1 protein-coding gene is annotated in these 769 nt (G+C 69.7%); it reads left to right on the forward strand.

Going from position 1 to position 769, the window contains the following annotated elements:
* Positions 1 to 762, forward strand: a protein-coding gene (locus tag MBTS_RS09370; protein ID WP_192215485.1) for an IS5 family transposase whose coding sequence is annotated in 2 segments (ribosomal slippage) — positions 1 to 293 and positions 293 to 762 — 763 coding nt annotated over the 2 segments. Because the reading frame shifts where the segments join, the coding sequence is not laid out codon by codon here. This gene is flagged as partial in the annotation.
* Positions 763 to 769: the final 7 nt, after the last annotated feature.

Genomic DNA, 769 nt, shown 5'->3' on the forward strand with positions numbered 1-769 from the left:
CCCGCTCCTCCCGCCGCCTCGGCCGCGTCCGAAGGGCGGGCGTCGTCCGATCGAGAACCGGGCCGCACTGACGGGCATCCTGTTCGTGCTGCGCTCGGGTCTGCCGTGGGAGATGCTGCCGGCCGAGATGGGCTGCGGCTCCGGCATGAGTTGCTGGCGGCGGCTGCGGGATTGGCAAGCGGCGGGCGTGTGGGGCCGCCTGCATCACGTGCTGCTGGAGCGCCTGCACGCAGCGGGTGAGATCGACTGGAACCGGGCTTGCCTGGACAGCGCGTCTGTCCCGGCCAAAAAGGGGGGCCTGCCACCGGCCCGAACCCGACGGACCGGGGCAAGCCGGGTACGAAGCGCCACCTGGTCACCGACGCGCGTGGCACGCCGCTCGGCTTCCGCCTGAGCGGGGCCAACCGGCACGACAGCATCATGATGGCAGCTACTCTCGATGCCGTTCCGCCTCTGCGGAGCGGTCGACGAGGGCGACCGCGACGCCGTCCGGACAAGCTCCACGCCGACAAAGCCTACGATGCCAGACCTCGCCGCCAGGAGTGCCGGGCGCGGGGGATCGTGCCGCGCATCGCGCGTAAGGGCATCGAGAGCAGTGAGAAGCTCGGACGTCACCGTTGGGTCGTGGAGCGCACCCACGCCTGGTTCAACCGATTCCGTCGATTGCCCGTCCGCTACGAGCGACGCAGCGACATCTACGAGGCCTTCACGAGCCTCGCGGCCAGCCTCATCACCCTCAACCAGATCAAACGGTTCTGTTAGGCGCTCT

Source organism: Methylobacterium bullatum (assembly GCF_014845095.1).
Taxonomy (GTDB): Bacteria; Pseudomonadota; Alphaproteobacteria; order Rhizobiales; family Beijerinckiaceae; genus Methylobacterium; species Methylobacterium bullatum.